The sequence below is a fragment of the Nocardioides antri genome (assembly GCF_008373765.1).
In the GTDB taxonomy this organism is placed as follows: Bacteria; Actinomycetota; Actinomycetes; order Propionibacteriales; family Nocardioidaceae; genus Nocardioides; species Nocardioides antri.
The window spans coordinates 109,537-136,185 of sequence record NZ_VUJW01000008.1; the positions used below are offsets into that span (position 1 = coordinate 109,537).

A 26,649-nucleotide genomic window follows, 5' to 3' on the forward strand; every position below is an offset into this window, starting at 1 on the left:
GCCACAGACCTCTCGTCCGGACCTTGTGAGTATCCCCCCGTTCGGCCTGGCGGGTCGGTCCCGCAGAAAATGCGCGAATGCCTCGCCGACTTGACGGCCGACCCGCGCGCGATGTGCAATATATTGCATGCCCGTTCCGGCGCCACGGTCGCTCCTCCGCGACGACGTCTACGCGCGGCTGCGCGACGCGATCGTGGACGGGACGCTCTTGCCGGGAGAGCGACTGCGCGACCACGACCTCGCGACGTGGCTTGGCGTGAGTCGCACCCCGGTCCGCGAGGCCCTCCTCAAGCTCGGCCAGGCCGGCTTGGTCCGTGCTGCGCCGGGCCGGTCGACGACGGTCGCGACGCTGGACGCTCGCGTCATCCACGACGCGCAGGCCGTGGTCGCGGCCATGCACCGGCTGGCTGTCGAGCAGGCGGTGCCGCAGCTGCAGGCCGAGGACCTGGCTGCGATGCGGGAGGCCAACAAGCGGTTCGCCGCAGCGCTGCGGCGCGGAGATGCGGAGGGCGCCATCGCCGCGGACGACGAGTTCCACGGCATCCCTGTGCGCACTGCCGCGAACACCGCGCTCGAGAGCGTCCTGGAGCAGTACACACCGGTGCTGCGCCGGCTCGAACGGCTCCGCTTCGCGTCCCTGGGCGGCCGCGGCTCGGTGCGGCTGCACGACGACCTGGTCGACCTGTGCGAGGCGGGTGACGTGGAGGGTGCGGCCGCCGTCTCGCACGCGACCTGGGAGACGCTGAAGCCCCTCCTCGCGAGCCTCGCCGACGCCCCCGAGCCGACGACCTGACCCCGCAAGGAGAGCCCGATGCCCATCCATGACTTCGAGCGTTACCCGCTCACGTTCGGGCCCAGCCCGATCCACCCCCTGGAGCGCCTCACCCAGCACCTCGGTGGTGCCCGGATCTGGGCGAAGCGGGAGGACTGCAACAGCGGCCTCGCCTTCGGGGGCAACAAGACGCGCAAGCTCGAGTACATCGTTCCCGACGTCCTCGCCCAGGGTGCGGACACGCTCGTTTCGATCGGCGGCATCCAGTCCAACCACACCCGCCAGGTCGCTGCCGTCGCCGCGAAGCTCGGCCTCAGGTGCCGTCTCGTCCAGGAGAAGTGGGTCGACTGGGACGACCCGGTCAACGACAAGGTCGGCAACATCCTGCTGTCGCGGATCATGGGCGCCGACGTACGCCTCGACCCTTCCGGCTTCGACATCGGGATCCGCTCCTCGTGGGACGAGGCGATCACGGACGTCGAGAAGGCGGGCGGCAAGCCGTACGGGATCCCTGCCGGCGCCTCGGAGCACCACCTCGGTGGCCTCGGCTTCGCCAACTGGGCCTACGAGGTCGCGGAGCAGGAGCGGACACTCGGCGTCTTCTTCGACACCATCGTCGTCTGCACGGTCACCGGCTCGACCCACGCCGGGATGGTCGCCGGCTTCGCCGCGCTCGAGGACGCCGGAGGTCGACCCCGGCGGGTGCTCGGGATCGACGCGTCGGCGACCCTCGACAAGACGCGCGACCAGGTGGCGCGCATCGCACGGCACACCGCCGGGCTCATCGGCCTCGACCGGGATCTGCGGGACGACGAGATCACCGTCCTCGAGGGATGGGCCGGTGATCTCTACGGGATCCCCGTCGAGTCGACGATCGAGGCGATCCGCCTGTCCGGTCGCCTCGAGGGCATGATCATCGACCCCGTCTACGAGGGGAAGTCGATGGCCGGGCTCATCGACCTGACCACCTCAGGCGAGATCACCGCGGCCTCGAACGTCCTCTACGCGCACCTCGGCGGGCAGCCGGCGCTCAACGCCTACAGCGGGATCTTCGGCTGAGCGCAGGCATGATGGGTTCGTGACCCTCTCCAACCGCGACCAGGTGCCGCGGGAGGTCACCGGCGCAAGGACGCGGTGGGAGCCGCGGTGATCACCGTCCGCCACCACGTCATCTCGGACGCCGACCTGACCTGGCGCTTCTCCCGCTCCTCGGGACCGGGCGGCCAGAACGTCAACACCACCGACACCCGGGTGCAGCTGTCCTTCGACCTCGCCGGCTCGGACGCCTTCCCCGACCGGCTCAAGCAGCGGATGCTCGCCCGTCTCGGCGACCAGGTCGTGGTCGTCGCGGCCGAGCACCGTTCCCAGCTGCGCAACCGCCGCGCTGCCGAGGACCGCCTCGCGGAGCTGCTCGAGGAGGCGATGAAGCCGCCGCCGCCGCGGCGGGTTCCGACCAAGCCGTCGAAGGGATCCCAGCAGCGACGCATCCGGCAGAAGAGGAGGCGCAGCGAGACCAAGCGGCTGCGCGGGCGACCGGAGGACTGACTGCGCGGGTCATGTCACAAATCGCGTCTCGATCTCGTCTCATGCATGCCAGGTGATGAAGACGACCTCAAGGAGACGCCGTGACTGCTCGACCCGACCTCGCCGGGGTCGCTCAGCGCAACCGCGGACCCGCCGTGCCGAGCCGGCCGAGCAGGGCCGGTGCTGTCGCCAGCTGGGCCGACGACCGGCTGGGCCTGGCCAAGCTGCCGAGGCTCATGTCGTTGCGCAAGGTCTTCCCGGACCACTGGTCGTTCATGCTGGGCGAGGTCGCGCTGTGGAGCTTCGTGGTCCTGCTGATCACGGGTGTCTTCCTGACCCTCTGGTTCGACCCGAGCATGGCCGAGGTGGCGTACCAGGGGTCCTACGACCCGCTGCGCGGAGTGGACATGTCCGCGGCCTACGCCTCGACCCTGGACATCTCCTTCGACGTCCGCGGTGGTCTTCTGATGCGGCAGATGCACCACTGGGCCGCACACGTCTTCATCGCCGCGATGATGATTCACCTGCTGCGGCACGCCCTGACGGGCAGCTTCCGCAAGCCTCGTGAGGTCAACTGGGTCATCGGCACCATGCTGCTGCTGTTCGGAACCCTCAACGGGTTCCTCGGCTACTCGCTGCCCGACGACCTCCTCTCCGGCACCGGCCTCCGAGCGTTCGACGGGTTCCTGAAGGCGACCCCGGTCGTCGGGACCTACCTCTCGTTCCTCGTCTTCGGTGGCGAGTTCCCGGGCGACCAGATCATCCCGCGGTTCTACGTCTTCCACGTGCTGTTGATCCCGGGCCTGCTGCTGGCGCTGGTCGCCCTCCACCTGATCCTGGTCGTCTACCACAAGCACACGCAGTGGCCGGGTCCCGGGCGCACCGAGCAGAACGTGGTCGGCGCGCCGTTCTGGCCCGTCTACACCGCGAAGGCCGGCGGCTTCTTCCTCGTGGTGTTCGGGCTCATCGCACTGATGGGCGGCCTGTTCTCCATCAACAGCGTCTGGAAGTTCGGTCCCTACGACCCGTCCAAGGTGACCGCGGGATCCCAGCCGGACTGGTACATGGGCTGGCCCGACGGGTTGCTGCGGATCATCCCGCCGCTGGAGACGCACGCCTGGGGGGTGACGATCTCGTGGAACGTGGTCATCCCGATCCTGGTAGCGCCCCCGACGTTGCTCCTCGTGGTGATGCTGCTGCCGTTCATCGAGGCCCGGATCACCGGCGACAAGCGGGAGCACCACCTGCTCCAGCGGCCACGGGACGTGCCTCACCGCACGGCGCTGATGGCTGCGCTCGTGACGTTCTACGGTCTCGCGTGGATGGCCGGTGGCAACGACATCATCGCGATCAAGATGCACCTGTCGATCAACCAGGTGACCTACGCGCTGCGGGTCCTCATCTTCGTCGGCCCGGTCCTCGCGTTCATGATCACCAAGCGATGGTGCATCTCCCTGCAGCGGCACGACCGCGACCGCCTGCTCCACGGCCGTGAGACCGGCGTGATCCGGCGTTCGCCCGACGGCGGCTACAACGAGAAGCACCTGCCGTTGAGCCCCGAACGGGCCTACGCGCTTTCTGTGGCGATGCGCGGAGAGCTGGGCGAGGCACAGGTCGAGACGAGAGCTCACGCCGATGAGCGGTCCTGACCACCTGGAGAGGACACGGCGCGGCCAGGCGGCTGGCGCCGTACTGCCCGCCGAGGGCGCCACCCTGGCGACCTCGCTGTCGCGGGGGCTCGTCCTCGTGGCGCACACCGGGGAGGCCCACCTCGGTGCTCCCGTCACCCGCGGTCTGCTCCGGGACCTGGCACGAGCGCAGGCCGCTCTCCCTGCCCGCATGTGGCCTTCCTCCGGCGAAGGCGAGCCGTCCGTCGCTCCCGCGGACCTGCCTGAGGTGATCCGGTTCCGCCACGCCACGTCGTACGCCGTCGGGGTGAGCCGGGGGGAGATCCACCTGACCCTGCGCGCCACCGGTCATCGCAGCCAGCCGGACGTGCACGTGGAGCTCAGGATGGACCGCCCGGTCCTGGAACGCCTCGCGCAGCAGCGCAGGCTCCAGGACCGGCTGGTCCTCACCCTCGCCGTGCTGCTCGTGGTCTCCTTCGCTGTCGCGACCGCACTGATGCTCGGCCGCCTCGACTGGTAGGCGCCGCGCTGTCCTAGGCCAGCGCCGCCAGGCCGTACGCGCAGCGGGAGTCGGGCTCGCTCGGCGGGCGGCGACGGCTCCGTCACGTCACCATCGCCACTCGGAGGCGGCCGAGAATCGCTACGGCTCGCGTAGTCTGAGTGCCCGATCCGGCTTCGCCGCCGCCGGTCGTCCGTTCGATCCTCCAGGAGCCAGACCGGTGGTAGGCAAGCCAGGGCCGCGACAAGAGGCGGCGCCGCGTCGAGGTCGGCCGCGCAGCGTGGAGACCGACAAGCGGATCCTGGCCGCTGTGCTCGGGGTGCTGCGACGCGGTGGGCCGGGCGCCGTCACCGTCGAGGCCGTCGCCGAGCTCGCCGGGGTGGCGAAGACGACCATCTACCGTCGGTACGCCGATCGGCAGGAGCTGCTGCGCGCTGCGCTGGCAGGCGCGATCGGTGATCCCGGCCAGCCGCCCGACGCCGATCCGCGGGAGAAGATCCGGTGGGCCCTGGGCCAGACCTGGCAGCAGATGACCGAGGTGCTCGGCCCGGGCGGGCTCGCCGCGATCGTCGGGGACACCGATCGTCGCTTCACCGAGCTGTTCCGGAGCATCCTGGTCCCATACGCCGACGCCCTGGTCGCCCTGATCCGGGCGGACGTCGCAGCAGGCAAGCTGCGCGACGACCTGGATGCGGACACCGCGGTCAGCCTGATGGTGGGCGCGTACCTCGGCGAGCTGGTCAGGCGCGGCACTGTCGGCGCTGACTTCGCTGACAGGTGCATCCACATGATCTGGGTCGCGATGACCGCCGGCCGGGAATAGGTCCTGCCCCGCCGCCTCCCGTTCCGCCGCCTCCTGCTCCGCACCGGTGAGCCAGGTCACGGAATGATCTGTCGCCTATTTACGCTACGTCTAACGAAGCGAAAATAGCGGACCCGGACCGACCGGGTCCGGAGCGAAGGAGGTCGCGATGGGGTCGACGTCGTACCTGGTCTGGTTCGTGGCCACCGCTGTCATGACCAACGTGGTCATCTACGGCGGCATCGCGCTGGCGTACTTCACCTACAAGCGTCGGGCGGAGAAGGCCCGCGAACTCGTCCGCGACGCGGCTTGACGCTCGACGACCGGGGTGGCGTGCCACTTCGACAACGAAAGGAAGGTGGACGACATGGTCGTCTACAACGAGCTGGTGGCCGTCACCGCCGGCGCCGGCCTGCTGGGGTTCGCGGCTTTCCTCGCCGACCTCATCCGTGACAGGCGCATCAACAGCGAAGGCTGGGCCGCCTTCTTCGCGATCACCGGGGCGTTGCTGCTGGTGACCGGACTGCACACCACACTGACCTGGCCGTTCGGCGGCGGCGGGTTCGAGTACGCCAACATCGCCTTCGGCCAGCCGGCGGCGGGCTTCGGAGCGCTGCTCCTCTTCGCGGCGGTCTACCTGTGGCGCCACCGAGCACTGTTCGCGGGCGACGTCGGGCCGGCCAAGGAAGCGGCACTCGCCGCGATGAGGCCGGCAGGCATCTTCGTCGGCGCGCTGGGCCTGGGCATGGCGGTTCTCGCCGTCACGTTCGTCCGCTTCCAGCTGGGCGCCGCTCCGCCCGAGGAGCCGATCAGCGGTCGCTTCGGCCACCTGCCGATCATCGAGGCGATGTTCCTCGGCGGCTTGTGGGGCATCGTGGCGCTCGGTGCGCTGATCTTCGCGACCGCACTGTGGACCGACCGCCTCGGGCTGCTGCGGTGGGCCACCCGGGCCTGGTTGGTCGGTGGCGTGGTCTTCCTGCTCTTCGGCGCGATGAACTTCTACACGCACATCGGGATGTACGACAACATCGCCAACGGGACCATGCACAAGTGGTGACCCGTCGACGACACTGTCCGTTGTGATCGATGGAGTCGTGGTCATCACTGGCGGCACTCGTGGGATCGGCCTGGCAGCTGCCCGCCGACTCGCTGCGCGCGGCATACCGCTGGTCCTGGGCTACCGAGGTGACGCGGAGGCCGCGGCGAGTGCCGAGACCGAGCTCGCCTCGTTGACGGAGGTGCGGGCCGTGCAGTCCGACGTCGGCACCGATGAAGGGGCGGCCGCACTGTTCGAGGCAGCGGACGGGGTCGGTGCCATGGCCGGGCTGGTCAACAGCGCGGGCGTCCTCGAGCGACAGTCGAGGTTCGTCGACATCGACCTCGCGCGCTGGCGTCGTGTCTTCGAGACCAATGTGCTCGGGACGGTCAGGTGCTGCAGAGAGGCCGTCCCGCGCATGGCTGGCGCGGGCGGTGGCGCCATCGTCAACGTCTCGTCCCGTGCCGCCGTACTGGGCTCTCCCGACGAGTACGTCGACTACGCCGCCAGCAAGGCAGCCGTCGACACGTTGACGCGCGGCCTCGCGCTCGAGGTGGCGGGCAGTGGCATCCGGGTCAACAGCGTGCGGCCGGGGATCATCGACACCGACATCCATGCCTCGGGTGGAGAACCGGGTCGGGTCGGTCGACTGGCACCGAGCCTGCCGATGAGAAGGGGCGGTTCGGCTGACGAGGTGGCCGCGGCGATCGAGTGGCTGCTGTCGTCGGAGGCCTCGTACGTGACCGGGACGACGGTGGACGTCTCGGGCGGCCGCTGAGCAGACACTCCTCGCGAGAAGCTCGAACAAGGCCCCTGCCCAGTCCACCTCAGACACTCACAGGCGCGTCTCCAGGGGTCCGGTGGCAGGACCGTTGAGAACGGCGCCGTCGACGTCGAAGCGCGAGCCGTGGCAGCGGCAGTCCCAGCTGTGCTCGGCGTTGTTCCAGTGCAGGGGGCATCCCAGGTGGCTGCACCTGAGCTTGACCGCGTGCAGCGCGCCTTCCGCGTCGCGGTAGCCCCCGACGGTCTCCCGGTCGAGCTCGACGATGCCGCCCTCCTCCGGCTGGAGGTGGTCGATGGGAACGGGCCCAGGTCGGTTGAGGCGGCCGCCGAAGAGCTCGGTCCCGACCTTGAGGTTGTCCTTGACCAACCGGCCCACGGCCAAGGCATCGCCGATCCTCGAGGCGTCGAAGACCCGCAGCCAGTCGTTCTCCCGATCCGCCAGCAGGTCCGCGAGCATGATCGCCGCCGCGGTCCCGTTGCTGAGCCCCCACTTCCGGAAGCCGGTGGCGACCAGCACCCGGTGGCCCAGCGCGGAACGGCCGACGTAGGGCACCTGGTCGGGCGTCGCGTAGTCCTGTGCGGACCATCGGTAGTCGGTCGACTTCACGTCGAAGGTCGAGCGCCCCCAGTCCTCCAGGTCGCGGTACCTCGCCTCGGTGTCCTCGTCGTCCCCGACCTCGTGGCCGTTGCCGACGATGATGATCCCGTCCTGCCCCCAGGGCCGCGTCGAGCGCGTGGGGGCGTCGACCGAGATCGCCATGCTCCGCGGCGCCTCGCCGTTCAAGCGCATCGCGAGTCCGTAGGAACGGTGGGGACGAGTCTTGGCGAAGTAGCCGCCGACCAGCCCGGGCGGGATCAAGGATGCGACAACGGCCTGGTCGGCACCGACAGTGCCCTTGTCCGTGGTGAGGTGAACGCGGTGGTCGGGCGATTCCTCGATCTCGGACACCCGGGTGTTCTCGTAGATCGCGCCGCCCCCGCGCACCAGGGCTCGAGCCAGTCCCGCCAGGTACTTGCCGGGGTGGAAGTGGACCTGGTCGTCGAAGCGCACCGCGGCTTCCACCTCGAACGGAAGGTCGATCTCGGACGAGAGGCTCGCCGGCAAGCCGAGCTCCTTGGCTGCGGCCACCTCGTCCTCGATCCGCTCGCACTGCCGGGGATCGGTGGTGTAGGCGAACGCGACGGCGCGCGCCAGCTCGCACTCAATGCCGAGCTCGTCGGCCAAACCGGCCAGCTTCTCGACGCCGGCCTGGTTGGCCTCGGCGTACCGCCGCGCGTCGTGCTCGCCGTGGCGACGGACGAGGTCGGCGTAGATCAGGGAGTGCTGCGAGGTGACCTTGCCGGTCGTGTGCCCGGTGGTCCCGCAGCCGATGCGCGCACCTTCCAGCACCGCCACCCGGGGGCCGTCGCGCTGTGCCAGCACGGCAGTCGTGAGCCCGACGAGCCCGCCCCCGACGACCACCACGTCCACGTCGAGGTCATGAAGGAGGGGGTCGTACGTCGGCACTTCGGCCGTTGCCAGCCAGACGCTCCGGTGCTCCATCGCTCATCGCCTCATTCTAAAACGCTGTTTGATTCACACTAGAACCGTGAATCACTAGTGTCAACCATCATTTGTTTTAGAATCTCGCTCAGGCGGGACGGCGGTCCAGCCGGGGGAGCGTGCCGCCCGTCAGGTTTCGTTCCTGCTCTGACTGATGAAATGCCGAAGGCCCCCGGATCGCTCCGGGGGCCTTCGGTCCTACCAGCGGATCAGATGTCGTAGTAGAGCTCGAACTGTCCCCGCGTGATTGATTGGCGTTGGCTCTCGTTGAACTTGTCCGCCGACCTGCGGAAACGCTGTTTGTCTACGTTGGCTGTGGTTGGTCAGAATCGGTTGTCTTGCGGACTATCTGCGGACAGTCCGGGGATGACGCCTTCTTCGATCCAGCGCGGCGGGTAGATCCAACCTTCCCTCCGGGCTTCGACGCCTTCGCGCCAGTACCGCACCCCGAGGTCGCCCTCGAAATCGAGGTGTACTGGCGGCGGATCCATGGCTTCGAGTTCCTGGGTCGTGACACCGAGCATCCCCGCAGCCTCGTCCGGTGTCAGGTAGCAGTGATCCCACTCTCGCTCGCTGACCTCGCCGACGGCCTCGTGCAGGACTTGAAGGTCCTTCCGTACCCACTTCATCCGTAGCCCGGACGCCTCGCGCAGCTTGCCGGCACCCGAAAGGGACAGACCTGGTTCTTCCTCTTCGGACACAGACCGCCACTTCTTGAACGCCCAGATCTCCTTGCCCTTCGGCGGGTCATTCCAGTGCTCCTCAATGTCCCGCCACGATTCGATCAGGTCGGCTTGGCGGAACGTGGGCATCGGAAATCCCATGTGCTCCATCAGGTCGTGGCCACGCAGGACCTGACGGAGCTCGACGACTAGGAAGTAGAGCTCATCTTCGAATTTGGTGAGCGGCTCCACCCACTCGGCAGGGGCGAACCTCGAGTCGGTCTCCGACAGGTCGATCGCCTCGTGCTTCGCCATCATCTTGCGGTACGCGCGCTGGAGGCGGCGCTCTTGGCGCTGCGCGCGCTCGATGTGCGCGATGGTCTGGTTGGCGTACCCGAGTCGATCCGCATAGTCCTGCACGAGCGCCACGGTAGTCGCCGATGAGCGCGGCCCTAGAGATCCTTGAAGATCTGCTCCACCAGGAACTCCCCACGCTCCCTGATGCGCTCCTGGTCCTCGGGCGTCGACTCGACGATCACGATCCACACCTTCAGCCGCTCCTCGTCGAGGTCGATCGTCCCGGTACGGACGCGCCAGCCGAACTCGCGTGCCACCGAGCGGCCGATCCGGCGGAGCTGGTCGACGCGCGCCTGGTCCCAGGCCGGCACCGTCTCGAGGTACTGATGATCGAGCTCAAGGGCCTGGGCGATCGCGAGTCGAGTGAGCTCCTCGTCGGCGTCGTCCACGCTGATCACGCTAGTTCGCGCGCTCGGCCATGTCCCGGTAACAACCATCCTCATGATGAACGAATCACCAGACCAGAAACCGGCCCGCACCCCTGAGCAGGGCATCGAGCGGGCGGCTCGCGCCCTCGCGAACGCCCGCGTCACCAACGCGCAGCTGACGCCCCGCGAGCAGGCGGAGGCGGCTTGGCACAAGGGCTGCCGCTACTCGGTCGACGAGCTCGAGGACCGGATCCGCGCGCGACGAGGATGGCCGCCGCTTGAACGCTGACAGGGGGTCCTGGGGTGCCACACTGCGGGAGATCACACTCGAAACGCAGTGAAAGCGGAACCCGAGCCCCCGCGGTACAGGGGAGGGTCCCGCCTCACGTCCGACGATACGCGAGCGTCAGGCTCGCTAGCCGACAACCGCGAAGGTGGCGTTGAAGCCAGCGTTGCCGACGCCGGCGGCGTAGGACCAGACGACCTCGATGTCTTCCCAGGTTGCGGTTTGCGATCCAGACATCGCGGTCGTCGTTTGCATGTTCGCGGTGACCGTCGCCGGCGCGTCGGTCTCGCGCAGAACGCAGGCCGCGGCGATGAAGGCGAGGTTGGACGCGATCTCTCCGCCCGGCTCCGGGGTGGTCACGATGATGCTGTTGCCGTCGTCCTCGAGCCGAATCACCTCGTCGAGCGCTGGCGCGTCGTCGCCGAACTCCGCCATGCCTTCCTCCAGCTCGGGCCCGCAGGCGTCGTACGCGTCAGCGAGCGGCGATGGTGGCGCCTCGGTTGCGGGAGCATCAGCACTGTTGGCATCGGAGTCGTCCTCTCCTCCGCATCCGGTGAGCGGGCCGAGGACGAACACCGCGGATAGCAAGAGGGCGAGTCGACTCGAGAGCACGCGAGCACGGTATCGGCTCCATTGCGTCGTCGTCCGAATGTCAGCCGGCCGGTCTCGCGGGCCCCAGCGCTCGACGTCGGTCAGGGAAGCAGTGGTGGGATGCCGTCCCCCCGTGAAACGGAGGCGCATCCCACCGCCTTCAGGCTACCCGAGGATCATTCGAGTCTCCCTGTCTCGCGGGCCCAGCGCTCGATGTCGGCGCTCTCCCAAACGAGCCCGATTGCGAGTTCGGAGGTGGGCTCTGGGAAGCCGTCGAGCTGGCGCAGTTGGTGGACGCGCTGCCTGGTGACCCCGAGCAGCTCGGCGATCTCTGCGACGCCCATGAGGTGATGGCTCATGGCGCCGGATTCTACTTGACATGACGTCAAATCGGAGTGAGGCTGACGCAGTGGCGATTTGACGTCACGTAAAGCGGCCCCGGGCGGTGTTGGAGCACCGGCCCGAGGCCTTGATCCGAACCCTGTGTAGGAGGGGACGAACCCAATGGACAACGCTACTCCCGCGCGCCGTCACGACGACGCGAACGACACGATCCGCTACGACCGACCGGCCGGCGTCGACGTCGACACTTGGCGCGAGATCGTCACCAACACCACGGCGCTGATCAACGAGCGTGTCTCAGAGGCCCTTGGCCGCTGTGTCGAGCACGACTGGTGCATCAACGCCGGACAGTCCGATCACGACGAGTTCCACTGCAGCGAAATCGTCGACCTGATCCCGTCGACGCGAGAGGGCGTCGAGACCTCGGCGGTTGGAGCCTGGCTGGTCAAGGACCGCGACGGCCGCACTCAGACCCGCCTTGTCATCGAGGGCGACGGCGAGCTGACCGGCGAGCGGTTCGAGGTCGAGTTCAAGCACAGCGATGCGTTCGCCATGCTGTGCGTCTTCGGACGCGAGGAAGTGCGGGACCTGCTGTGGGATCTCGTCATCGCGTCTGCGACGAAGACTCCGGACGGGGCGGAGCGGTGAGCGCGCGGCACCTCGAGGTCCTCGACCTCGACGCTCCGGTCCCGTTCGGCCTCACGGAGCTCGGAGAGGTGGCTCTCGCGGTCTCACGGGGTCGTCCGGTGACCTTGACCGCGGCGGAGGCCGCGCAGGCGCTCAGGAGGACGAAGAGTTACGTCGGCACGCTCGCCCGGCAGGGAGAGCTCGACGGGGTGAAGGTCGATGAGCAGTGGCTGATCGACGGCGCCTCGGTCGTCGCCTACGAACAGGAGCATCCGCACCGGCTGGCCGGCCTGCAGCGGGCGCGTGAGCGGGCAGCGCTCGTCGCCGTGCCTGCCCGGCGCACCGCGCCGGAGCCGCGGCACCTTGTCGCGGATGAGGACGAGGTGGGTCCGAACCTCCTTCGGGAACGTGTACCGGCGGCGCCGCTGCTCCGACAGATCGAGCTGGCCAGCCTTGCCGGTCGAATGGCGAGTCTCGACGAGCAGGAGCAGAAGGCGATCGAGCGGGCCCGTCACGAGGGCACGTTGACGATCCGGGCGGCGGACCAGCTCGCGGTGCGGCTGCTTGGCCTGACGCTGTGGGACCTCTACGACCTGTGACAGCCCGCACCGGCGAAGGAACGCACTAGTCGCGATCGCTCTCGTCGTCGTCCTCAATGTCGCTGACGATCTCGACGAACGTGTTGAGCTCGACGACATCAGCGGCCACGTCGTCGATCGAACGACCCGTTGCCTCAGCGAGGCGCTTCAAGAGCAGTGCGGCGTGGCCGGTCAAGGTAAGAAGCGCAAGGTTGCCCGCGCCGAGCCGCCCGAGCTCAGAGAGGACCGCTGCAACTTCGTCAGTGGTTTGCTCACCGGTCGCCAGACCGTGGACGAGCTCCCAGGTGAGCCCATCGACCTTCGCCACCACGCCGCCATCGTCAGCGGAGTCGGTCCCGCGGTCGCTCATGGCCACGCCGCTAGAGCAGCGGGCGGACAGACGTGGCCGGTCACCCGTCCCGCCTTCTGTTCCGTCGGGCGTTGCCGGCCCCGCGGCGTTGCTGGTTCCGGTTCTCCTGGTTGTCGCGACGGTCGTCACGACCGTTCCGCTTGACCTGCGCCTTGATCTGCCGCAGCTCCCGGGTCGCCTCCCGCAGCTCGGCGTTCGCCCTGTCGAGCCGATCCCCGAGCGCAGCGTCCGCGCCCTCACGGGACACCACCGTCAGCACACGAGCACGCTCCGCGAACGCCTGCTCGAGCCGGTTGAGTTCGCGACGCGAGCCCTCCGCGTAGCTCGCGATCTCATTGAGGTCACCGCGCGAGAGCAGATCGGCCAGCGCTGGCCCGTCGAAGCCCTTCTCCTCGAGGATCTCAACGAACCGGCGCATCCGTCGCGCCTCACGCGTGTCCGCCCGGAGGATCGCGAGGTTCCCCGCCAACGTTCCGCCCCCCTCGCTAGTCCAGACGTCGCCGCTCTCGCTACCGAGGTCGGTGGTAAGCGCGCTCCTGACCGAGGATTCGATCTGCTTCATCTTGTCCACGAGGTGGTCGCGCCGCCGGGTCTCCTCCTTGAGCTGTGCGTTGAGGCGCTTGCGGTTCTCGGTCTCGCGGCGGACCTCCTCGTCGGCCCTGTTGTCGCTCTTCGCCGTGGTGAGGAGGGTGGAGCGGCCGCCGGGGATGATGGCGCCCTTCGCGGCGCCAGGAGCACGCGTAAGGATTCGGTCGTCGATCACCCCGGCGTTGATGCCCTCGATCAGGCGTCGGCTTCGGTCGGTCTCGCCGTGCCGGTTGGTGGTGATGCCCTCGCCCGGCGCCAAGACATACCGGAACCGGTCGGCGTAAGGCCCGCCGTCCTTGGGGACGAACCCGCCGCCGGCGGAGTCGGTGGGATCGATCGGGCCGAGACCGCCCGAGCCTGTGCCCGGGACGTGTTGAGTGCGGTGGTACGTCGTGATCGTGTTCGTGTGGGTGTGCGACGAGGTCGTGTGACGGCCGTCCACGGAGTTCAGCAGGGCGATAATCCGAGCGAGCTTGCCCGACGCCAGGTCATCGAGCAGCGCCCGCGCTTCGGCCCGAGTCAGGCCGTACTTGTTGATCAGTTGCTGTACCGAGGCGACCTTCCCGGAAGCCATGTCCCGCAGCAGCGCTTGCGCCTCAGCGCGGGTCAACCCGTAGTTGTCGATCAGGTGCTGGATCGCTCTCACCCTCGCCGACGCTCGGTCGACACCTACTGCCTCGATGATCGTGCGGACGAGCTTCGGCGTGAGCCCCAGCGTGTCGAGATAGCCGCGGAGCTCCTTCCCGGACAGGCCCGCCGCGACGCCGGCCTCGATGAGGGCGTCGCGCTGTCGCTGCAGCGACCTCGACAGTTGTCGGGAACCCGCTCCCGCCTCAGCTTGGGCGACCAGGGTTTCCTTGAGCTGCTCGACCCGGTCGCGGATCGCCGCCCGGTTCTGCAGAGCCGCGTTGCCGTTGCCCTTGAGGGTGTTGGAGTTGTCCGACAGCTCACCGTTCAACTCGCGCAGGGACATGATCCAGGCGTCGGTCTGCGCCGACAGGTTGACGTTGGGGTCGAGCAGAGCAGACAGGGTGTCCCCGAACTGCGCGGCCCGTTCGGAGGCCGAGAGGAGCTCGTTGTCGAGTTCGCGGATCGAGGCGGCGACGTCACCGACGTCGACGCTCGCGAGATCGATCAGCTCCGCGCGGAGTTTCCCGCTGATCTCGGCGGAGGCCTGCCAATCGCTGTTGTCGATGTTGGCGAGGTCCTCCCACGTCAGGTCGAGGTTGTCGAGCGCAGGCTTGAGGCGTGTCGCCGCGGCGCCGAGTTTGTCGAGGTCCCACAGCAGCCCGTCGTCGCCCACCTCGCGCTTCGGCCTGAGCATCGAGGCGTCGTCGAACGTCTGCCGCATGATGTCGCCGATGCGGTTCAGTTCGTGGACCTGCGCCTCCCAGTTCGCGATGTCCTCCTCCAGCGGGGTGATGAAGCCCTCGCTGGTGACCCGGGACCCCAGCCCCTGGGCGATCACATCCCACCCGAAGGTCTCCATGCCCTCCGAGGTTTCCCGGATCTGAGCCCCGAGATCCTTGTAGGCCCCGATCGCCTGGGAGAGGTCGGTGGTCGCCAGCGACCGGTTGAACGCCTTGGCCTCTTCGGAGCCTCGTGCCAGCTCTGCTCGTACGTCGACGACCGCGCCGATCAGACCGCCGGCGACCGCACCAGGGGCGCCGCCGATCATCGCCCCGGTCAGCCCCAGCGTCGCGGTGTTGGCGACCCCCATGGAGTCGGCCCAGCCGGTTGATATCGCGGCGACGCCGGCCGCCAGCCCGGCGCCCTTGCCAAACCGCGCGAGTGTTGCTCGAGTCCGGGCCAGCGCGGCGTTGTACTTGTCGAGCTCGCGACGGCCGGCCGAGGCCGACATGACGTATCCCGACGCGAGAGTCCTCAGGTCGGTGTTGAGCATCTGCACCGCGCTGCTCTGCGCCCTCAGGTTGCTCAGCAGCGCCGGCCCGCCAGCCGCGCTGAAGCCCTTCGAGGCCAGTGCCGCCGCGGAGGCCGCGGCCGCGTAGGTGAGGAGCGCGGCCCCGATCGGGGAGTCCGCGATCGCAGCGATGATGTCAAAGAAGTTCGACAGCGTCGTCAGCGCCGGCCCGGACAGCGGTGCGGTGGCCTCTGCGATCTGCAGGGCGGCGTCCGCGATGTTGGTCAGCGTGTCGAGCGCGAGGGGCCCGGTCTTGTCGATGTAGTCCAGGAACTCCTGGAAGCCCTCGGTCTTGTCGACTGAGGAAGCCCACCGGTCGAAGGCGTCGGCGCCGTTGACCAGCCCTTGGGTGACGTCGTCGTTCAGCGGGTCGAAGGCCATCCACAGCTCGGAGAGCCCATGGCCGAGGTCGCCAACGATCTCCGTGATCGCGGTGAGCGCCGGCCGCGCCTCGCCCTGCAGGAAGCGGTAGAACCCGGTCCACCGATCGGAGGTCAGGCTCTCGCTTGAGGACGCCACCAGGTCGCCGACTACGGAGGCGTACTCGGAGACGAACCCGCGGATCTGCGGCAGTGCCCGCTCGAAGTCGTCGGTTGCCTCGAGCACCCCGGGGAAGAGCTCGCCGGCGGCGCTGTCGCGCACTCGCTTGAGCGCCGGGACCAGCTCGTCGATCCGCAACGCGAAGGTGGCAGCAGCGGGCGACAGGTCCTCCAGTTGGCGCCGAGCCTCTGCAAGGTTCTCGACCGTCGGATCGAGGCGAGCCTTCTCGACTGCCTCGATGGCGTTGCCGACCCCTTGGAACGCGATGATCGAGGACGCTCCACCGGCCGCGGACGCAGCGAACAGGTTGGCCAGCGTGGTCAGCGCCGGCGCCGCGGTGGCGATCAGCCCAGTCACCGCCGGGGAAAGGGCGGTGACGCCCCTGAGCGCGAGGCCGAGCCGGCCCGAGTAGCGGTCGATCGCGCGGCTGGTGCGATCGAGGTTGGTCGTCAGCGTCAGGGAGTCCCGTGCCGCGACTCGCGTGCTGGTGGAGTAGTCCCGCGTCGAGGCCGTCAGCTTTCCGAGGTCCCGGTCGACCCGAGAGACCTGCAGGTGCGCGCTGTCGAACGCGTCGTTGGTCGCCTTGCCGGCGGCCTTCATGTCCGCGATGTACTTCGCGACCTCAGCGTTCAACCGGACCGTGGCCGACCGGACATTCGGAGCAGTCACGGCGGACCTCAGACAGTCGTCGGGATGGGCTCAGCCGTCGGCTGACCGACCAGCTCGGCCAGGGCCGTCTCCGCGCGCTTCCGCTCCTGGAGGTTCTCCTCGACCAGACGCCGTGCATGCTGCACGCGGGCCTGGTGACGAGCGGGATGCGCGTCGTCGTCGGGCGACAGTCCCGATCCGATCCTCGACCGCGGGCGACCGTTCTCGTCGTAGTGCACGAGCGCCTCCTCGAGCTCACGCTCGCAGCGCACGACGTTGGCCTCGAGGTTGGGGTGACGCTTGATCGCCGCGTCCACCTCGTTGCGCGCCCACTCGACGGCCCGCAGGTACCCGGGCGCCGGCACGAGGACGTCAGGCCCCCATACGCAGGCCGGGTACAGATCCCGCGCGCCGGCACTGTCGAGGTTCCACTCCTGGAAGAGGTCGCTGAGATTTCTTCCTTCCGCCATCGCGCGAATGATCTGCACCGGCCGCTCGGCGGTCCTGATCTCGTCACGCAACGCGTCGCTCGTGTAAGTCGGCCCTCTGAACACACCGCCGCGACTACCGTCGAGCCACTGCTTGTAAAGCACCGGACCCTCTGGGGTGTAGGGGCCCTCGTGCGCCTCCAGCTGCGCCAGGAGCTCCTTGGTTCGGGCCTCGTGGCGTTCAAGCTTCTGGCGAGCCGCCACCACCTTCCGCTCCAGCACGGAGGCCTCGGTGAGCAGGTAGTCCCGTTCGGCCGCGCGTACGCGCGCTGCCTGGACCGTGATCACCTTCTTCGCGACGCCGATCCGGTCGCGCTGCTCCTGCATCCGCCGCGGGATGCTGAACGCGATCTCGGGATCGTCCAGCGCCTGTTCGCCGGTCCGTCCCTCGAGGTCGGCGAGTTCGCTCTCGGCGGCCGCGAGAGTGGTCTGCCACTCGGCGAGCTTCCCCCGAGCTGCGAGAACCGCTTCGCGCGCCGTTTGCACGGCATTCGGCTTGTTCGCGACGTTCTCGGTTCGATGGGTCATCTCAGTTCTCCTCAGTCGGCGCCGGTCGTGGCGAGACGAAGCACCCGAGCTGGCGCTTGGTGCTTCCACTGCAGGTGGTCGATCAGGGCGTGGAACGCCTCCTCGTGAAGCCGTCCGTCCGCCGTGTACGGCAAGGCAGCGAGCGCCTCCGCGCTGGCGTCGTCGCCGGACGCGAGGCCGGCCTCCTCGATGAGTTCACGAGCGCGTGTCTTCGCCTCGAGTGTGGCTCGCACAGTCCGGTGCTCACGGATCTCGGCCTCCAGCTCGAGCGCCCGTATCGCGCCACGCTGCACGGCGATGAGTTTCCGAGCGCCGACCCGAACCGTGCCCTGCCGTCGGCGACGTCGAACCATCATCACGACGTCACTTCGTCTGTCCGGTACTCCGCCGGTAGGCGCTTGGCCGCCTCCGCGATGCTCGTGGAGGACACCTTCGGAGCGACCGGCCGATTCCCATTGTCGTAGCCGCGGCTCATCGTGACGGCGACATCTTCGAACCCGAAGAACGCACCCGACTCCATCAGCCTCGCGCCACGCTTCGCCTGGTCGTCGTCGAACCCGGCGTCCCGGAACGCCGCGACCAAGACAGGGTCGTCGTGACCGAACGCCCGAGCCATCGCCCTGTCGAACTCCGCCTCGGAGATTTCCTCACTCATCAGCACGCTCCTTGCGTCGCCGGAGCTCCTCGATCACCGAGAGCTCGTCGATGAACCAACGCCCTCCGCGGAAGACGGCAGAGAGACCACCGTCCGGCTTACGGCACATGTTCGTCACCTGCCGCTCGCTCCGACCGAGCATCTCGGCCGCCTCCCGCACTACCAAGGAGAACGGCTCCGACGATGTCCCATCGCCACCGGTCGGAACTTCCGCGTTTCCGGCATCGGAAGTCGCTGCAGGCCTCCGGCCGCCATACGCCGCCTTGTACTGCTGCGCCGATTCCCGGAGCCGGCCCACCGAATCAAGCACCTCGTGACCGCGTCGCTCTCTGCCTGCTACCACCATGTTCTGGCCGTACGCCTCAAGCTCTCGCAGCAGCCGGCTGCCCTCCCGCACCAGGACCGCGGCGACGAATGGCTCGACGTATGCCCCCAGCGGCTTCAGCCGGTCGCTCACCCCGCCACCCCCGCTCGACGGTCCGCAGGCGTCGTGCCACCCCACACACCGTGCCGCTCCCGGCTCGCGAGCGCGTACGCCCGACACTCCACCAGCACCGCGGTCACAGCGACCACCAGCCCGAGCAGTACGCCGCCCGATCACGGCACGGCGCCACAGTTGTGTCGGAGGCCCGGCCTACCGTCAAGGGCACGATTGACCCCTCTCATGAACGGCTAGCCCATGTCGACCACCGGCCACCATCTGTTCTCTGGATCGCTGATCGAAGATCACCTCATCCAGGAGTTCGCCCGCTTCGAGCGCCAGGTCACTGGATTTGACGACCTCGGCGAGCTCGAGGAGTTCGCCGAGGATGAGGACCGGTTCGCGCGCCGCACCACCGTCGAGCGCTGCGTCATCCATCGCGAGCGAGCGGACTTTGATGTCGACAGCCATGGCACAGTGACGCTCACCCTGCCGCTGTCCGGAAACCTCAACCTGCTCCACACCCGGACCGATGCGATCCGGGGCGTTGGTCCCTACGTCGAGATCACCGAGGACAGCTTCCTGTCGCCCAAGGTCGAACCGCACATGACGATCACCAAGTCGTTCGACCCCGACACCGACCCGCAAACCGTTCGGAAGTGGGCAAAGGAGACCGTCGACAGCATCGAGGAGCGCCTCGCCAAGATTCACGCGACCGTCGATGACTACAACGCCAGCAAGGCCGAGCAAGCTCGAGCCCTGATCGAGCAGCGGCGCAAGGAACTGGAGTCCACCGCACGGCTTCGCGACGAACTCGACGGCCCAGGCATCTGACGCCACGGCTACCACCAACCCTCGTCGTACGGCGCGATCCGATAGTCCGCCAGCTCCTCGTCAAGGTCGTAGTCCTCCACGACCCCCTCGAGCACCGGCACCATCTCCCCGCCCATCAACGGCTGCAACGCGAACGCGAACGCCATCGCGACGTCGTCGTGGCCCGACCGCTCCGGCACCGCGATCCGCATCACCCCGCCATCACCCTGCACGAACTCCAACGCCCCCAGCTGACGCAGCAGCGACGGCTCCCGCGGCAACACAAGCCGCTTCTGCTGCACCAGCAGTCTCATGAAGCCGAACAGGTCCTCCTTCAACCTCGCCGTCGTCGCCACCGGCACCACCAAGTCGCGCCCAGACGCCTCCCACAGTCGTCTCGCCAACTGCTGAGTCGGCATCTGCCCGACACCGTTCGTCTCCGCGACCAACGCCCCGAAGACGAACGCCCCGGCGCACTTGACCAGACGGTCAATCCACGTGTCGTAGTCCGTCGCGAACCGCTCCTCCACGAACGGCACCCAGTACCGCTGACGCCCGCGCTCGTCGAGGCCTTCCTCGCCGGCGATCGCCGCGACCACGACCAGCGCATGCGCATCGCGCTGCATACCCCAGTCGACGCCGCCGACCACCTGACCACACCCGGCGGCCGCGTCCAGGTCGACGAGCTCGTGCTCGCCGTCTCTCGCCGTCGCCGCCTCGAGCTCCGCCGTCGTGAAGTACGCCCCAGCCGAGTCCGTCCACTTCGCCTCAAACTCTCGCTCAAAGTACGCCGGCGCCTCCCGCGCCCGGATCTCCTCCAACAACGCCTCGTCGACCAGCGGCGAAGTGATCGAGGGCCAGTGCCACGCCGCCAGATGCACCGTCGGCTCCGCCGTGCCCCGCGTCCACAACGCCCGGAAGAAGTGATCCGGCGACCCCCACGGCGACGACGACAACACCACCCGCGACCCCGGCCGCGCGATGATCGCCGGCTCCGCCGCACGCCAGATCTCCTGATCGATGAACGCCGCCTCGTCCACGATCAGCAGATCCACCGCCCACCCACGGATCTGCGCCGCCGACGCCGGCACCGCCCGGATCACCGACCCGTTCGACAGCGTCACCGCCTTCGACGACTCATCGATCACCGACCCCGCCAGCATCGGCGACCCGAGCGCCAACGTGGCGACGTCCTCGAGCAGCCGCTTCGCCGCGGTGTCACCCGCCGAGACCAGCAGCACGACAGCGCCCGCCTGCGCGAACGCCCGATGCAGCGCCAGGATCGCCAGGAGCCTCGACTTCCCGACCTGCCGGCCCGCGCAGATCACCCGGTACCGCGCCGGCGATGCCACCACCTCGAGCTGATGCGGCCACAGCGCAGCACCGAGGAGCAGTTCAGCGAACACACCGGCGTCCCGCCGCGCGCGATCGAGCGCCTCAATGCCCCGATCACCCACGGCTCGCTCCGCCCGCTACGGTGACGCCGTGCTCGAAAACATCGACTGGCGAATGGTCGGTCAGGTACTGGCGACGGCAGCCCCACTCGCCGTCGCCGCGCTCGGCGCCAGCCGCGGACCAGGGGCACTGCGGTCCCGGCTGCGCCACGACGTCGACATGCTCGACAAGCTTCCAGAGGGCACCGCCGCCCGTGCATCGATGCTCGGCTACCTCGACGAACAGATCAGCAGGATCCGCAAACTCGATGCCGAAGCGACGCGTGATGTCACAGCCAGTGTCCTCGGCGCGGTCCTGGCGCTCGTCTTCATCTGGGGAGCCATCTGGCTGATCGACCGCGAGGACTGGTGGTGGCAGATCATGGCCGCGGGGCCGGCAGTCCTCGCCCTCGCTGCGCTGATCTACCTCTTCGAGGCCGTTCAGCGTGTACCGCGGGACGACAAGGGTCACCCGATCTAAGTCAGCCACGACGCTCCTCCCGCTCGCGTTCCTGGCGCTCCAGCTGCGCCATCAGCTGCGCCGCATCGAGCGCAGCGGCCGTCTTGTCCCGGCCGAGCCGGGCCGCCGACAGCGGGTCGAGGCCGAGCCGCGTTCGCCCGGTCGTCGCCCTCGTCTCGGCGCGGTGGAGGAGGAGGTACGCCGCGCGTACGCGCTCGTCACCGAGGTCGCCGATCGGGTGCTTCTCCGTGGCCTGATCGGCGAGCCACTCGCTGACGAGCTGCACCTGAGCCTCCGCGCGGGCCCACGCGTACAGCGCCGGCCGCCAGTGCCCGGCTTGCAGGTAGGCGGTCGACGGGTCAGCGAGCACCAGGTCAACGAGCTCCTTCGCGAGCGGATCCACCTTCCGCGGGCTGTACGCGCCATGGCTGTCCTGCCACCGCATGTCGGCCACCTCGTTGCCAGGAGCGAACGGCGGCCGCTGCCCCGGGAACGCCGGCACCCAGCCGCCCGCCTCCTCACCCTCGGCCTTCTCGGCGTAGTACTCGCCCGCGCTCACGACCGCCGCCCCTTCCTCCGACGCAGCTCCCGCCGGGCCTGCGCACGCTGCCTCGCCTCACGACGCGCACGAGCCCTCTTCTGCCGCGCCCGATGCCGATGCCGCGGCCAGTGCGCCCCCGACCGCACTACCGTCCTCGGCGTACACCAGTCCTCCTCGAGGCTCACCACGCACCGCCTCCCGCGGCCCCAGATCGGGCGTCGGAGTTGGGGTCCAACTCCGAACCGAGCGAACCAACCCGGCTCTGACCTGCGGAAACACCACACGCCCCGGTCCGCGGTCCGCACACAGTCCGCAGGACCCCCGCGAATCCGGCCTCAACCGGCCACGAGTAGACCGCGCGGGGCATCTGCACATCGCCGGATCGAGCCAAGCGCGCGGCCCGCGACTCACCCGGGGGATGGGAGTTCGTGTCGCGTCGCGCCAGTCTCAGTCTCACCCCTATAGAGGGGGGTGAGATGCGACTCGGCTGGCCGGGTCGCAGGATGTGCGACTCGGGTGCGACTCGGAGTCGGGATCGGGTGCGACTCGGGTGCGACTCGGGTGCGACTCGGCTCGGGGTGTGAGTCGCATGGGTCTGCTCGAGTCGCACGGATTTTGTGAGATGCGACTCGGATCGGGGGGTCATCGGTCGGTCTCCTTCGTGGTGAAGTAGCGCCTGGCGTTGCCCTTGCCGGCCACGAGGATCTGGTCGTCGCGGACCATGGCGGCGAGGTTGCGGTAGAAGGTGGAGCGCTGCTCGTCGGGGATCTTGAGCTCGGCCATGACTTGGGGACCGGTGGCGCCGACGTCGTCGTAGTTGGCGAGGATCAGGGCGATGCGGTCGCGGATGGGTGCGTCGACTTCGCCGGCGCCGATGGTGGACATGACGATGCTGTTGCGGCCGAGGCGGTCACCGGTGAGCTGGATGGGCGTGCGGCGCAGCCAGATGGTGCGGCCGGGGGTGCCTTCCTTGAGCTTCTTCACCTTGAGGGTGACGAGTGGGTCTTCGGGGGTGCCGGTGAGGAGGAGAACTTCCTCGGCGTTGGCCTCGAACTGGTAGCCGCCGCGGGTGCGGGTGGCGTCGGACCATCCGGGGTGGTGGACCAGGAGCACGGTGCCGCCGATTGCGGTGGCGAGGTCGGCGGCGCGGCGCATGACCAGCGGTGCGTCTTTGGTCTCGTCGGCGTCGGGGGCGAGGCTGGAGAAGGTGTCGAGGATGACGAACCGGACGGTCTTCGCCAGGGCGAGCTCGGTGAGGCGTGCCCAGGTCTCGCGTTCGCTGAGGCTTCTCGGCTGGACGGCGATGGTGAGGTCGGCGTCCGGGATGGTCTTGCCGCGGTTGTAGGCGGTCTCCCAGGCGGCCAGGCGGTCGTCGAGGCCGGTGGATCCCTCGCCGACGACGTACAGGACGGGTGCTGCGTTGACGTCGTGGCCGAGCCAGGTGCGGCCGGTAGCGACCGAGCACGCCATGCCGACGGTGAGGAAGGTTTTGCCGATGCCCCAGGCGCCTACCAGCACGACGACGCCGCTGGCTACGACGTCGGCGATCAGGTCGGCGGGCTTGGGGATGGCGGTCAGTTCGGATCGGCCGTAGATGCCGCCGAGGACGTTCCCGAAGGCGGCCCCGCCAGGTCCCTCTGCCGGCTCGCTGCCGTAGACCCAGTCCTCGACGACGGGATTCGAGGTCATCAGTCGACCGCCTTGAGGGTTCGCCTGGCGCGGAGCTTGAGGGCGGTGCAGCGTTGGCAGCCGAGGATCTGGTCGCCGGGTCCGTGGAGCTCGTAGCCGGTGGCGTCGTACGGCATCAGGCGGCCCGTGCTCGCGAAGAAGCACATCGGGCGTCCGTCGACAGCCCACGCACGGACGGCGATGTAGCGCAGCTCACCGGCGGGGTCGATGCAGGCCATGTGGGTGCCCTCCGCGGTGAGGCCGGCGACGTCGGTGGGGGCGCGGCGGGTGCTGGTTGCGAGCGTCATGCGGCTGCTCCCTGGTCGGCGGCACGGTGCAGGAGGATCCGCTGGCGGCCGTGGCCGGTCGGGTCGATCGCGCCCCAGAAGTCGGCGAGCACGACTTCGATCTGGTCGTCGAGCTCGGCCTCGACGTCGACGCCCACGAGAGTGGCGTGGCGTCGGCACGCGCGGGCGCGTTCGTCGTGGCGAAGCCACCGTGCGACGTCTGCGATCCTGTCGGCCGCGTCGGTGTCGTTGAGGTCGGGCTTCTGCCGTTCGAAGGTCGCGGCGACGGTGAGCCAGTGGTCCGGCGTGTGCTGTGCGAGGACCTCGGCGAGGAGGTTGCGCGAGAACTCGAAGACGCGCGGACCGGTCAGCCCTCCGACTCGCGTGCCGAGCAGGCGGAGCCGCTCGGCCTCGTAGGCCTTCATCTCCGACGCCCATTGGTCGGCGAGCCGCTTGGAGTCCTCTGGGGTCAACAGCGGCGGTTGGCAGCAGTCGTGGTCGCACGTCACGGCGTGGGCACCTCGTAGCGCTCTCGTGTTGGCCGCCGATGAGGTCGCCGCCGTCGAGCCGGTACATCGTCCGTAGGTTGAAGTCGTTGGCTACAAGCGCGCCGGATTGCCGCGGTGCTGTGGCCCGTCATGCCGCCGCCCCAAGTTCGTAGAAGCATCGCCACCACGTAGCGGCCGCCTGCGGCTGGCCAATGAAGAGGACGTGGACGCCGCAGGCGATCGCGCGAGCGATGCCGGGAGCGAGCGGCATGACGTCAGGCCACACGTTGTCGAGGAGGAGCCAGTGATGACGGCCGACGTCGATGATGATCGTCTCCCCGGGCGCCGCTGCGCCGAGCGTGACGTCGAGCAGCAGCCGGTCGACGTCGGGCATGTTCGGACCGAACCGGACTCGTGTGGCCGGGCGATGGCTCGTCCGGTCTCGTGTGATCATGTGAGGGACCTCCTCGGTGGAGCCTGGAGCTGTCGATCACGGCCGTCCCACGGGCAAGTGGGGCGGCCGTTGCGTCATCTCCGGCCACGGGCCCCAAGGAGGTAAGGGGTTCGGCCCGCCGCCGGAAGCTGGTCACGCCGCTGGGGTGGGCCGGCCGTTGGTCTCGGCCGCCGCCGCGAACTGCGCCTCGATCCACGCGTTGAGATCGCTCTCGCGGTACACGATGCGGCGGCCGAACTTCGCCGACTTGGGTCCGATGCCCTTGTGTCGCCAGAACCGAAGCGTCGCCTCCGACATGCAGAGCCGTTCGGCCGCCTGGTCGATCGTCATCAGTGGATCCATCCTGCGCTCCTCACAGAGAACTGTTGAAATCACAGTAATCCGCCGAACTAGTGACAAGCAACAGAAATCGCAGTACGCTGCGAAATATGCAGGATAGTCAACGACTGTCAACGAGTGCCAACGATGGCGCGACGCCCGAAGAGGTCTTCGCCGCGCGAGTCCGTAGCGAACGCGAACGCCAGGGCTTGTCTCAAGCCCGGGTCGCGGACCGGATGCGTTTGGTGGGCGTGGACATCGACGCGACCGCTATCACCCGGATCGAGCGGGGCGAGCGCCGTGTGCGGCTGAACGAGGCGGTGGCGTTGGCGCAAGCGCTGCAGCTGGAACTCCAAGAGCTGGTCATGCCCGACGCAGGGAGCCTCGAGGAGCAGCTCAAGCGCGCAGTCGAGGTCGCTCAACGGGCCGAGGTCGCGGCCACATATTGGGGCGAGGAGGCCCGCCTAGCGCGGGACCGATTGGTGCGGATTGAGCAGTGGATGGTGCGCGGAAAGGAAGCAGAAGATGGCGTCGATCAAGAAGCGTGACAACGGAAAGTGGCGGGCTCGGTACCGCGACGACGCCGGCCACGAACACGCGCGGCACTTCGAGCGGAAGGTCGACGCCCAGCGGTGGCTCGACGAGCAGACTGCGAAGCTCGTCGCCGGCACCCACGTCGCGCCACGCCAAGCGCGGACGACCGTGGGGGAGTGGTGTGACCGCTGGCTCGAGGGCTATCGCGGCAACCGGAAGACCACCGTCCGGCAGGCCGAGGTGCACATCGCCCGGATCCGTACCGCGTTCGGCGACATGCAGCTAAGCGCTGTCCGGCCGTCGCACGTCCGCACCTGGTGCGCGCAGCTCTCCGCAGAGGGCCTGGCCGACTCCTACGTGTACGCCTTGCACTCCCGGCTCGCGCAGATCTTCGCCGACGCGGTCCACGACGGCCTGGTCCCGCGGTCCCCCTGCTCCCGCCGCACGTCGCCACCGATGGGCAAGCAGCGGCCCTACGTCTGCACCACGGAGCAGATGTGGGAGCTCCACGACGCGTTGCCCGAGCACCTCCGAGCGGCCGTCCTGCTCGGCGCGTTCGCCGGCCTCCGCCTAGCCGAAGCCTGCGGGTTGAGAATCGAGGACGTCGACTTCATCCGAGGCGTCGTCTCGCCGGCGGTCCAGTACCCGGCCGAGTCGTTGAAGAGCGAGACGTCGCAGACCCCGATCCCGGTAGGTCAGAGCCTCGCGCTCGAGCTCGCCAGCCACTGCGCGCGGTACGTCCCGGACGACGACACCGACGCTGCCCGGCCCCGGCCGGGGTCGCTCCTGGTCAACGAGTTCGGCCACCAGCTCGCACCGTGGACGCTCGAGCGCGCGATCCGCTCGGCGCGCAAGAAGGTCCCCGGTCTGCCCGTCGACTTCCGATTCCACGATCTGCGGCACTTCTACGCCTCGATGCTGATCGCGAAGGGCGCCGACGTGAAGGTGGTCCAGGCGAGGCTGCGTCACGCGAGCGCGAAGACCACGCTCGACACGTACGCACACCTATGGCCGGACGCCGACGACAGCACGCGGACGGCGGTCGACGAGCTCCTCGCCGAGCGCGCCGAGGTGCTGCGCCAGGCCGCAGAGTAGC

Annotated in this window: 35 protein-coding genes; 16 read left to right on the forward strand and 19 right to left on the reverse strand. The window is 68.8% G+C overall.

From position 1 onward, the window contains the following. Positions 1-127 precede the first annotated feature (127 nt). The 9 genes from F0U47_RS13650 (at position 128) to F0U47_RS13685 (ending at position 7,039) form a co-directional block, all read left to right on the forward strand. Positions 128-793 carry a GntR family transcriptional regulator gene (locus F0U47_RS13650; RefSeq protein ID WP_149751028.1) on the forward strand — a complete coding sequence of 222 codons (666 nt, stop codon included), beginning with the start codon at positions 128-130 and terminating at the stop codon, positions 791-793. A gap of 18 nt (positions 794-811) precedes the next feature. Further along, positions 812-1,831: a 1-aminocyclopropane-1-carboxylate deaminase gene (locus F0U47_RS13655; protein WP_149751029.1), complete on the forward strand. Its 1,020-nt coding sequence runs from the start codon at positions 812-814 to the stop codon at positions 1,829-1,831. Positions 1,832-1,918: 87 nt separating this feature from the next. After that, a complete protein-coding gene (arfB, locus tag F0U47_RS13660) occupies positions 1,919-2,317 on the forward strand; it encodes an alternative ribosome rescue aminoacyl-tRNA hydrolase ArfB (protein WP_246159621.1) in 399 nt (132 codons plus the stop codon). 80 nt (positions 2,318-2,397) lie between these two features. Beyond that, complete coding sequence (gene qcrB / locus F0U47_RS13665) at positions 2,398-3,945, forward strand: cytochrome bc1 complex cytochrome b subunit (protein ID WP_438362073.1); 1,548 nt, start codon at positions 2,398-2,400, stop codon at positions 3,943-3,945. Then, entirely contained in the window at positions 3,932-4,444 is a 513-nt protein-coding gene (locus F0U47_RS13670; protein WP_149751031.1) for a hypothetical protein, read from the forward strand. The genes qcrB and F0U47_RS13670 overlap by 14 nt, the downstream gene beginning before the upstream one ends. 259 nt (positions 4,445-4,703) lie before the next feature. Beyond that, a complete protein-coding gene (locus F0U47_RS13675) occupies positions 4,704-5,246 on the forward strand; it encodes a TetR/AcrR family transcriptional regulator (protein ID WP_188111352.1) in 543 nt (180 codons plus the stop codon). A gap of 148 nt (positions 5,247-5,394) precedes the next feature. Next, the gene (locus F0U47_RS21235; protein WP_188111353.1) at positions 5,395-5,538 is read left to right on the forward strand and encodes a hypothetical protein; all 144 of its coding nucleotides are present in this window, start codon (positions 5,395-5,397) and stop codon (positions 5,536-5,538) included. Between the two features lie 54 nt (positions 5,539-5,592). Further along, positions 5,593-6,282, forward strand: coding sequence for a DUF981 domain-containing protein (locus F0U47_RS13680; protein WP_149751200.1), 690 nt, complete (start codon positions 5,593-5,595; stop codon positions 6,280-6,282). Positions 6,283-6,304: 22 nt separating this feature from the next. Next, a complete protein-coding gene (locus F0U47_RS13685) occupies positions 6,305-7,039 on the forward strand; it encodes an SDR family oxidoreductase (RefSeq protein WP_246159622.1) in 735 nt (244 codons plus the stop codon). Positions 7,040-7,096: 57 nt separating this feature from the next. Here the strand turns inward: F0U47_RS13685 and F0U47_RS13690 are convergent, their stop codons facing one another. From F0U47_RS13690 to F0U47_RS13700, 3 genes are all read right to left on the reverse strand, one after another. Further along, positions 7,097-8,587 (reverse strand): FAD-dependent oxidoreductase, encoded by a 1,491-nt coding sequence (locus F0U47_RS13690; protein ID WP_149751033.1) that lies wholly within the window; start codon positions 8,585-8,587, stop codon positions 7,097-7,099. Positions 8,588-8,910: 323 nt separating this feature from the next. Further along, on the reverse strand, positions 8,911-9,678 hold the full coding sequence (locus tag F0U47_RS13695; protein WP_149751034.1) for a hypothetical protein: 768 nt from the start codon (positions 9,676-9,678) through the stop codon (positions 8,911-8,913). A gap of 23 nt (positions 9,679-9,701) precedes the next feature. Next, positions 9,702-9,995, reverse strand: a complete 294-nt coding sequence (locus F0U47_RS13700; protein ID WP_149751035.1) for a hypothetical protein — start codon at positions 9,993-9,995, stop codon at positions 9,702-9,704. A gap of 55 nt (positions 9,996-10,050) precedes the next feature. On the opposite strand from F0U47_RS13700, the gene F0U47_RS13705 reads away from it, so the two are divergent. Beyond that, positions 10,051-10,263, forward strand: a complete 213-nt coding sequence (locus tag F0U47_RS13705) for a hypothetical protein (RefSeq protein WP_149751036.1) — start codon at positions 10,051-10,053, stop codon at positions 10,261-10,263. A gap of 126 nt (positions 10,264-10,389) precedes the next feature. On the opposite strand, the gene F0U47_RS13710 is transcribed toward F0U47_RS13705, so the two are convergent. Then, complete coding sequence (locus F0U47_RS13710; RefSeq protein ID WP_149751037.1) at positions 10,390-10,872, reverse strand: hypothetical protein; 483 nt, start codon at positions 10,870-10,872, stop codon at positions 10,390-10,392. 155 nt (positions 10,873-11,027) lie between these two features. Continuing rightward, positions 11,028-11,210 carry a helix-turn-helix transcriptional regulator gene (locus F0U47_RS13715; protein WP_223162774.1) on the reverse strand — a complete coding sequence of 61 codons (183 nt, stop codon included), beginning with the start codon at positions 11,208-11,210 and terminating at the stop codon, positions 11,028-11,030. 145 nt (positions 11,211-11,355) lie between these two features. Here F0U47_RS13715 and F0U47_RS13720 point away from each other — a divergent pair, with 145 nt between their 5' ends. Both F0U47_RS13720 and F0U47_RS13725 read left to right on the forward strand, forming a co-directional pair. Beyond that, on the forward strand, positions 11,356-11,841 hold the full coding sequence (locus F0U47_RS13720) for a hypothetical protein (protein ID WP_149751038.1): 486 nt from the start codon (positions 11,356-11,358) through the stop codon (positions 11,839-11,841). Beyond that, complete coding sequence (locus F0U47_RS13725) at positions 11,838-12,419, forward strand: helix-turn-helix domain-containing protein (protein ID WP_149751039.1); 582 nt, start codon at positions 11,838-11,840, stop codon at positions 12,417-12,419. The genes F0U47_RS13720 and F0U47_RS13725 overlap by 4 nt, the downstream gene beginning before the upstream one ends. A gap of 25 nt (positions 12,420-12,444) precedes the next feature. On the opposite strand, the gene F0U47_RS13730 is transcribed toward F0U47_RS13725, so the two are convergent. From F0U47_RS13730 to F0U47_RS22125, 7 genes are all read right to left on the reverse strand, one after another. Further along, positions 12,445-12,774, reverse strand: coding sequence for a hypothetical protein (locus F0U47_RS13730; RefSeq protein ID WP_149751040.1), 330 nt, complete (start codon positions 12,772-12,774; stop codon positions 12,445-12,447). A gap of 34 nt (positions 12,775-12,808) precedes the next feature. Then, complete coding sequence (locus tag F0U47_RS13735) at positions 12,809-16,486, reverse strand: DUF445 domain-containing protein (protein ID WP_149751041.1); 3,678 nt, start codon at positions 16,484-16,486, stop codon at positions 12,809-12,811. An 8-nt stretch (positions 16,487-16,494) separates the two neighbouring features. Continuing rightward, positions 16,495-17,481, reverse strand: coding sequence for a hypothetical protein (locus F0U47_RS13740; protein WP_149751042.1), 987 nt, complete (start codon positions 17,479-17,481; stop codon positions 16,495-16,497). Between the two features lie 11 nt (positions 17,482-17,492). Beyond that, a complete protein-coding gene (locus F0U47_RS13745; protein ID WP_149751043.1) occupies positions 17,493-17,774 on the reverse strand; it encodes a hypothetical protein in 282 nt (93 codons plus the stop codon). 62 nt (positions 17,775-17,836) lie between these two features. Beyond that, complete coding sequence (locus F0U47_RS13750) at positions 17,837-18,142, reverse strand: hypothetical protein (protein ID WP_149751044.1); 306 nt, start codon at positions 18,140-18,142, stop codon at positions 17,837-17,839. Beyond that, entirely contained in the window at positions 18,129-18,593 is a 465-nt protein-coding gene (locus F0U47_RS13755) for a helix-turn-helix domain-containing protein (RefSeq protein ID WP_149751045.1), read from the reverse strand. Before F0U47_RS13755 ends, F0U47_RS13750 begins: the two co-directional genes overlap by 14 nt. Continuing rightward, positions 18,590-18,709, reverse strand: coding sequence for a WhiB family transcriptional regulator (locus tag F0U47_RS22125; protein WP_223162775.1), 120 nt, complete (start codon positions 18,707-18,709; stop codon positions 18,590-18,592). The genes F0U47_RS13755 and F0U47_RS22125 overlap by 4 nt, the downstream gene beginning before the upstream one ends. A gap of 106 nt (positions 18,710-18,815) precedes the next feature. Between F0U47_RS22125 and F0U47_RS13765 the strand changes: the two genes are divergently transcribed. After that, positions 18,816-19,391, forward strand: coding sequence for a hypothetical protein (locus F0U47_RS13765; protein WP_149751046.1), 576 nt, complete (start codon positions 18,816-18,818; stop codon positions 19,389-19,391). An 8-nt stretch (positions 19,392-19,399) separates the two neighbouring features. Here F0U47_RS13765 and F0U47_RS13770 read toward each other — a convergent pair whose 3' ends face one another. Further along, positions 19,400-20,827 (reverse strand): terminase large subunit domain-containing protein, encoded by a 1,428-nt coding sequence (locus F0U47_RS13770; protein ID WP_149751047.1) that lies wholly within the window; start codon positions 20,825-20,827, stop codon positions 19,400-19,402. A 28-nt stretch (positions 20,828-20,855) separates the two neighbouring features. On the opposite strand from F0U47_RS13770, the gene F0U47_RS13775 reads away from it, so the two are divergent. Further along, a complete protein-coding gene (locus tag F0U47_RS13775; protein WP_149751048.1) occupies positions 20,856-21,284 on the forward strand; it encodes a hypothetical protein in 429 nt (142 codons plus the stop codon). 1 nt (position 21,285) lies between these two features. Here the strand turns inward: F0U47_RS13775 and F0U47_RS13780 are convergent, their stop codons facing one another. The 6 genes from F0U47_RS13780 to F0U47_RS13805 all read right to left on the reverse strand — a co-directional run bounded on the left by F0U47_RS13780 (position 21,286) and on the right by F0U47_RS13805 (position 25,031). Further along, positions 21,286-21,822: a hypothetical protein gene (locus F0U47_RS13780; RefSeq protein WP_149751049.1), complete on the reverse strand. Its 537-nt coding sequence runs from the start codon at positions 21,820-21,822 to the stop codon at positions 21,286-21,288. Between the two features lie 624 nt (positions 21,823-22,446). Then, positions 22,447-23,493, reverse strand: coding sequence for an AAA family ATPase (locus F0U47_RS13785; RefSeq protein ID WP_149751050.1), 1,047 nt, complete (start codon positions 23,491-23,493; stop codon positions 22,447-22,449). Then, positions 23,493-23,780, reverse strand: coding sequence for a hypothetical protein (locus F0U47_RS13790; RefSeq protein ID WP_149751051.1), 288 nt, complete (start codon positions 23,778-23,780; stop codon positions 23,493-23,495). Before F0U47_RS13790 ends, F0U47_RS13785 begins: the two co-directional genes overlap by 1 nt. Beyond that, positions 23,777-24,232: a hypothetical protein gene (locus F0U47_RS13795; RefSeq protein ID WP_149751052.1), complete on the reverse strand. Its 456-nt coding sequence runs from the start codon at positions 24,230-24,232 to the stop codon at positions 23,777-23,779. Before F0U47_RS13795 ends, F0U47_RS13790 begins: the two co-directional genes overlap by 4 nt. Positions 24,233-24,395: 163 nt before the next feature. Continuing rightward, positions 24,396-24,641, reverse strand: coding sequence for a hypothetical protein (locus tag F0U47_RS13800; RefSeq protein ID WP_149751053.1), 246 nt, complete (start codon positions 24,639-24,641; stop codon positions 24,396-24,398). A 192-nt stretch (positions 24,642-24,833) separates the two neighbouring features. After that, on the reverse strand, positions 24,834-25,031 hold the full coding sequence (locus tag F0U47_RS13805) for a helix-turn-helix transcriptional regulator (RefSeq protein ID WP_246159623.1): 198 nt from the start codon (positions 25,029-25,031) through the stop codon (positions 24,834-24,836). A gap of 98 nt (positions 25,032-25,129) precedes the next feature. Here F0U47_RS13805 and F0U47_RS13810 point away from each other — a divergent pair, with 98 nt between their 5' ends. Both F0U47_RS13810 and F0U47_RS13815 read left to right on the forward strand, forming a co-directional pair. Continuing rightward, on the forward strand, positions 25,130-25,567 hold the full coding sequence (locus F0U47_RS13810; RefSeq protein WP_149751055.1) for a helix-turn-helix domain-containing protein: 438 nt from the start codon (positions 25,130-25,132) through the stop codon (positions 25,565-25,567). Further along, the gene (locus tag F0U47_RS13815; RefSeq protein WP_149751056.1) at positions 25,545-26,648 is read left to right on the forward strand and encodes a tyrosine-type recombinase/integrase; all 1,104 of its coding nucleotides are present in this window, start codon (positions 25,545-25,547) and stop codon (positions 26,646-26,648) included. The genes F0U47_RS13810 and F0U47_RS13815 overlap by 23 nt, the downstream gene beginning before the upstream one ends. Position 26,649 lies beyond the last annotated feature (1 nt).

Excerpts from the sequence above, each read along its gene's own strand:
- F0U47_RS13650 (WP_149751028.1), top strand. The coding sequence starts at position 128 with ATGCCCGTTCCGGCGCCACGGTCGCTCCTCCGCGACGACGTCTACGCG.
- F0U47_RS13655 (WP_149751029.1), top strand. The coding sequence starts at position 812 with ATGCCCATCCATGACTTCGAGCGTTACCCGCTCACGTTCGGGCCCAGC.
- F0U47_RS13670 (WP_149751031.1), top strand. The coding sequence starts at position 3,932 with ATGAGCGGTCCTGACCACCTGGAGAGGACACGGCGCGGCCAGGCGGCT.
- F0U47_RS21235 (WP_188111353.1), top strand. The coding sequence starts at position 5,395 with ATGGGGTCGACGTCGTACCTGGTCTGGTTCGTGGCCACCGCTGTCATG.
- F0U47_RS13680 (WP_149751200.1), top strand. The coding sequence starts at position 5,593 with ATGGTCGTCTACAACGAGCTGGTGGCCGTCACCGCCGGCGCCGGCCTG.
- F0U47_RS13690 (WP_149751033.1), bottom strand. The coding sequence starts at position 8,587 with ATGGAGCACCGGAGCGTCTGGCTGGCAACGGCCGAAGTGCCGACGTAC.
- F0U47_RS13705 (WP_149751036.1), top strand. The coding sequence starts at position 10,051 with ATGAACGAATCACCAGACCAGAAACCGGCCCGCACCCCTGAGCAGGGC.
- F0U47_RS13715 (WP_223162774.1), bottom strand. The coding sequence starts at position 11,210 with ATGAGCCATCACCTCATGGGCGTCGCAGAGATCGCCGAGCTGCTCGGG.
- F0U47_RS13720 (WP_149751038.1), top strand. The coding sequence starts at position 11,356 with ATGGACAACGCTACTCCCGCGCGCCGTCACGACGACGCGAACGACACG.
- F0U47_RS13740 (WP_149751042.1), bottom strand. The coding sequence starts at position 17,481 with ATGACCCATCGAACCGAGAACGTCGCGAACAAGCCGAATGCCGTGCAA.
- F0U47_RS13765 (WP_149751046.1), top strand. The coding sequence starts at position 18,816 with ATGTCGACCACCGGCCACCATCTGTTCTCTGGATCGCTGATCGAAGAT.
- F0U47_RS13785 (WP_149751050.1), bottom strand. The coding sequence starts at position 23,493 with ATGACCTCGAATCCCGTCGTCGAGGACTGGGTCTACGGCAGCGAGCCG.
- F0U47_RS13790 (WP_149751051.1), bottom strand. The coding sequence starts at position 23,780 with ATGACGCTCGCAACCAGCACCCGCCGCGCCCCCACCGACGTCGCCGGC.
- F0U47_RS13800 (WP_149751053.1), bottom strand. The coding sequence starts at position 24,641 with ATGCCCGACGTCGACCGGCTGCTGCTCGACGTCACGCTCGGCGCAGCG.
- F0U47_RS13805 (WP_246159623.1), bottom strand. The coding sequence starts at position 25,031 with ATGACGATCGACCAGGCGGCCGAACGGCTCTGCATGTCGGAGGCGACG.
- F0U47_RS13810 (WP_149751055.1), top strand. The coding sequence starts at position 25,130 with ATGCAGGATAGTCAACGACTGTCAACGAGTGCCAACGATGGCGCGACG.
- F0U47_RS13815 (WP_149751056.1), top strand. The coding sequence starts at position 25,545 with ATGGCGTCGATCAAGAAGCGTGACAACGGAAAGTGGCGGGCTCGGTAC.